Genomic DNA, 3,822 nt, shown 5'->3' with positions numbered 1-3,822 from the left:
GGGCCCGGCCGGCGGGCGTCGCCTCGCCGCGCTCCCAGGGGAAGCGCCACAGCTCGCGCATCGGATGCGACAGGTCGGGGGTGAAGTCGCTGTGCTCGGGGTCGTGCACCACCGCCAGGGTCAGGCAGGCGTGGCCCTCGGCCAGCAGCATGCCGCGGACGGTCCGCATCGTGCCACCGGTGCTGCAGCCGTCGTCGACCAGCAGCACGCGCCGGCCCGCCGGCGGTGGACCGATCCACTCGCCGCGCCCGACGGCCCGGTCATAGGCGATGGTCGCCAGCGGCAGGGCCAGGATGGTCGCGGCCATGGTCGCCGGCACCACCCCGCCGCGGGCGATGCCGGCCACGACGTCCGGCTGCCAGGCGGCAGCGCGGTCCAGCAGCGCGGCCAGCATCCGCTCGGTCTGGTCGTAGCCGAGGAAGACCGGCTTGCGGTCGGGGTCGAGGCCTTTCCACGACGACAGGGGCATCATCTTGCACGGGGTTGCGGTGCCGATGAGGATGAGATGGCGCGCGCCGGAGCGGCGGCCAAACCGAGTTTGGCTACGGCTGAAACGGTGAAAAGCCGATAGGATTCAAGGCTTATGCGGGCGGCGCTTAACCGGTTTGGCCGGTGGTCGGCAGGGCCAGCCCGGTCTTCACCGCGTCGAACACGAAATGGGTGTCGAAGCGCTTGATGTTCGGGTCGGTCATGAACAGCCGGTCCACCGCCTCGCGGCAGGCCCGCATGCCGGTGACCGCGACGATCACCAGATAGTCGCGGCTGCCGGCCAGGTCGTAGCACTGCTGCACCTCCGGCGCCGCCCGCATCCGGTCCTTGAAGGCGCGGTGCAGGTCGACCGATTCCTTCTCCAGCATCACGAACACCGCGGCCAGCACCACGCTGTCCAGGCGCCCGGAATCCAGCACCGCGACCTGCCGCAGCAGCAGCCCGTCGGCGCGGTAGCGGGCGATCCGGCGCTGCACCGCGCTGGGCGACAGGCCGACCGTGTCCCCCAGCTCCTCCAGCGTCCGGCCGCTATCGGCCTGCAGCAGGGCCAGCAGCTTGTGGTCGAGTCGGTCGAGGGCAGGGGCGGGCTTGGAGTTCATGCAAGAATTTTGCGCGGCGACGCAGGAGATTTCAACAACAGCCGGGCCGGCGCCGGCTAGAGTCGCGGCAGCTCAACCGGGAGACGACCCATGGACGCGCAGGCAGCCTTGCCCCTCACGCCGCAGCAGATTCTCGCCGCCCGCGCCGCGATCGACCCGGTCTTCCTCGATTCGCCGGTGATGTCGCATGGCGCGCTGGATGCGGCCCTGGGCTGCAGCTGCCTGCTGAAGGTCGAGACGCTGAACCCGATCCGCTCCTTCAAGGGGCGCGGCACCGAGGCGGTGATGGCGGCGCTGGACCCGCGGCCGGCCGCGGTGGTCGCCACCTCCAGCGGCAATTTCGGCCAGGGGCTGGCGCGGGCGGCCGCCCGGCGCGGCATCACGGCGACGATCCTGGCGCCGGCCTGGGCCAACCCGCTGAAGCTGGAGGCGATGCGCCGGCTCGGCGCCACGGTGCTGCTGGCCGACCCCGAGGCCGGCTCCGGCAAGGACCTGGCCCGCCGGATCGCGGCGGAGGACGGGGCGCTGTTCGTCGAGGATGGCGGCCACCCGATCATCTCCGCCGGCGCCGGCGTGATCGCGCAGGAGCTGACGGCCGCCGGCCACGAGGTCGACGATGTGGTGGTGCAGATCGGCGACGGCGCGCTGGCGACCGGCATCGGCTCCTGGTTCAAGGCGCATGCGCCGCAGGTGCGGATCGTCGGCGTGGTGGCGCGCGGGGCGCCGGCCATGGCGCAGTCCTTCGCCGCCGGCCGCGCCATCGACACGCCGGACACCGACACCATCGCCGACGGCATGGCGATCGCCCGCCCAGTGCCCTCGGCCGTGGCCCAGCTGCGCGCCTGCGTCGACGAGATCCTGCTGGTCGATGACGGCGCCATCCTCGACGCGGCGCGGCTGCTGCTGCGCGGCGCCGGGGTGGCGGCCGAGCCGTCTGCGGCCGCCGGCCTGGCCGCGGTGCTGACGAATCGCGACCGCTTCGCCGGCCGCCGGGTGGCGACGGTGATCACCGGCAGCAACTTCAGCGAGGCCTTCCAGACCCGGCTGTTTGAGACCGCTGGCAAGGCCTGAGCCGCCCCTTCTCCCCGGAGCTATCGGATTCACACATCGTCGAAGTGAGTTATTTCAAGTCCCCCTCCCCTTGCGGGAGGGGGGCAGGGGGAGGGGCTGCGCGCGTCCGTGCGCGAATAGGCAGGACACCGAACTCGCCATCTACGCCGATTTGCGACAGTCCGGGCCGGCTCGCGCCGAGAGAACCCCCTCCCCCTACCCCCCTCCCGCAAGGGGAGGGGACTCAAAAGAGGTGATGTGTGAATCCGATAGCTCCTCGGAGAGAGGGAGGTGAGGGAACACCAGCGCTTCCGGAACAGCGCTGGCCTGACGCGCTCGCGACATTTGAGCGCTAGGCGGCGCATCGGCCGCGCGGCATGATCCGCGCCATGTTGCGCCGCCTCGACCTCCTCTCCTGGCTCACGGCCGCCCTGGGCGTCGTCGTGCTGGGCACCGTCCTCGCCTCGCAGTATCTCGGCGGGCTGCAGCCCTGCGAGCTCTGCCTGTACCAGCGCTGGCCCTGGGGCGTGGCGATCGCGCTCGGCGTGCTGGCGGCGGTGATTCGCCCGGCGCGGCGCGCCCTGGTGCTGCTGGCCGGGCTGGTCATCCTGCTCGGCGGCCTGCTGGCGGTCTATCATGCCGGCGTCGAATATGGCTGGTTCCCGGGCTTCACCTCCTGCACCAGCGCCATCTCCGCCGGCAGCACCAGCGTCGCCGACCTGCGCAACCAGCTGCTGAACGCGCCTGTGGTGCGCTGCGACGTGCCGGGCTTCGTCCTGTTCGGCATCTCGATGGCGGGGTATAACGCCATCCTGTCGGTGATCGCGGGCCTGGTCCTGCTGGTCGCCGGCCTGCGTTCAGGCAGCACGAGGGCCGCATGACCGTCTCCCGCCGCCGCGCCCTGCCGGGCGACCTTCCCCGGCGCGAGCGGATCGCCCGGATGATCCGGGTCGACCATGCCGGGGAATACGGCGCCAAGCGGATCTATGAAGGCCAGCTCGCCGTGCTCGGCCGCGGCCCCAAGGGTCCGGTGATCGAGCATATGGCCGAGCAGGAGCGCGAGCATCTCGACACCTTCGACCGGATGGTGGCGGATCGCGGCGTGCGCCCGACGCTGCTGCACCCCCTCTGGCATGTCGGCGCCTTCGCCATGGGCGCGGCCACGGCGCTGCTGGGCGACCGCGCGGCCATGGCCTGCACGGTGGCGGTCGAGGAGGTGATCGACGACCACTATGCCCGCCAGGCCGAGGCGCTGGGCGAGGAGGAGCCGGAGCTGAAAGCGGTGATCGAGCGCTTCCGGGCGGAGGAGCTGGAGCATCGCGACATCGGCCTGGAGCACGAGGCCGAGCAGGCACCGGGCTACCGGCTGCTGTCCGGCGCGGTGAAGGCGGCGACGCGCACCGCGATCTGGCTGTCCGAGCGGGTGTGACCATGCGGCTTCCCGCCTTTGCCGTGACCGCGGCGGCGCTGCTCGCCGCCCCCGGCGCCCGGGCCGAGGATGTCGGCTGCGTCAACACCGCCTTCAAGCTGATCGGCCCGGACCACAAGGTCTGCGTCGAGGCCTTCACCGACCCCGACATCCCGGGCGTCGCCTGCTATCTCAGCCAGGCCCGCACCGGCGGCGTCTCCGGCTGGCTCGGCCTGGCCGAGGACCCGTCGCGCTTCGCGCTGGCCTGCCGCCAGG

At 72.1% G+C, this 3,822-nt stretch carries 6 protein-coding genes; 4 read left to right on the top strand and 2 right to left on the bottom strand.

Features of this window, described 5'->3' with window-relative positions:
* Together ABDW35_RS33615 and ABDW35_RS33610 are read right to left on the bottom strand one after the other, a co-directional pair.
* Positions 1-469, bottom strand: a 469-nt coding sequence (locus tag ABDW35_RS33615; protein ID WP_343718204.1) for a phosphoribosyltransferase, incomplete at its 3' end; no start/stop codon positions are given.
* A 127-nt stretch (positions 470-596) separates the two neighbouring features.
* On the bottom strand, positions 597-1,088 hold the full coding sequence (locus tag ABDW35_RS33610) for an Lrp/AsnC family transcriptional regulator (RefSeq protein WP_343718203.1): 492 nt from the start codon (positions 1,086-1,088) through the stop codon (positions 597-599).
* A gap of 90 nt (positions 1,089-1,178) precedes the next feature.
* On the opposite strand from ABDW35_RS33610, the gene ABDW35_RS33605 reads away from it, so the two are divergent.
* The 4 genes from ABDW35_RS33605 to ABDW35_RS33590 all read left to right on the top strand — a co-directional run.
* Positions 1,179-2,159, top strand: coding sequence for a pyridoxal-phosphate dependent enzyme (locus ABDW35_RS33605; protein WP_343718202.1), 981 nt, complete (start codon positions 1,179-1,181; stop codon positions 2,157-2,159).
* Between the two features lie 368 nt (positions 2,160-2,527).
* Complete coding sequence (locus ABDW35_RS33600; protein ID WP_343718201.1) at positions 2,528-3,019, top strand: disulfide bond formation protein B; 492 nt, start codon at positions 2,528-2,530, stop codon at positions 3,017-3,019.
* Positions 3,016-3,567, top strand: a complete 552-nt coding sequence (locus ABDW35_RS33595) for a demethoxyubiquinone hydroxylase family protein (protein WP_343718200.1) — start codon at positions 3,016-3,018, stop codon at positions 3,565-3,567. Before ABDW35_RS33600 ends, ABDW35_RS33595 begins: the two co-directional genes overlap by 4 nt.
* 2 nt (positions 3,568-3,569) lie before the next feature.
* Positions 3,570-3,822 (top strand): CreA family protein (locus tag ABDW35_RS33590; RefSeq protein WP_343718199.1); only part of this gene is annotated, 253 nt, incomplete at its 3' end.

The organism is Inquilinus sp., from assembly GCF_039594555.1.
Lineage (GTDB): Bacteria > Pseudomonadota > Alphaproteobacteria > DSM-16000 > Inquilinaceae > Inquilinus.
Note: the sequence above shows the minus strand (reverse complement) of the source record. Positions and strands in the feature narration are given on the sequence as shown.

Coding starts and splice junctions, on each gene's coding strand:
- ABDW35_RS33610 (WP_343718203.1), bottom strand. CDS start 1,088: ATGAACTCCAAGCCCGCCCCTGCCCTCGACCGACTCGACCACAAGCTG.
- ABDW35_RS33605 (WP_343718202.1), top strand. CDS start 1,179: ATGGACGCGCAGGCAGCCTTGCCCCTCACGCCGCAGCAGATTCTCGCC.
- ABDW35_RS33600 (WP_343718201.1), top strand. CDS start 2,528: ATGTTGCGCCGCCTCGACCTCCTCTCCTGGCTCACGGCCGCCCTGGGC.
- ABDW35_RS33595 (WP_343718200.1), top strand. CDS start 3,016: ATGACCGTCTCCCGCCGCCGCGCCCTGCCGGGCGACCTTCCCCGGCGC.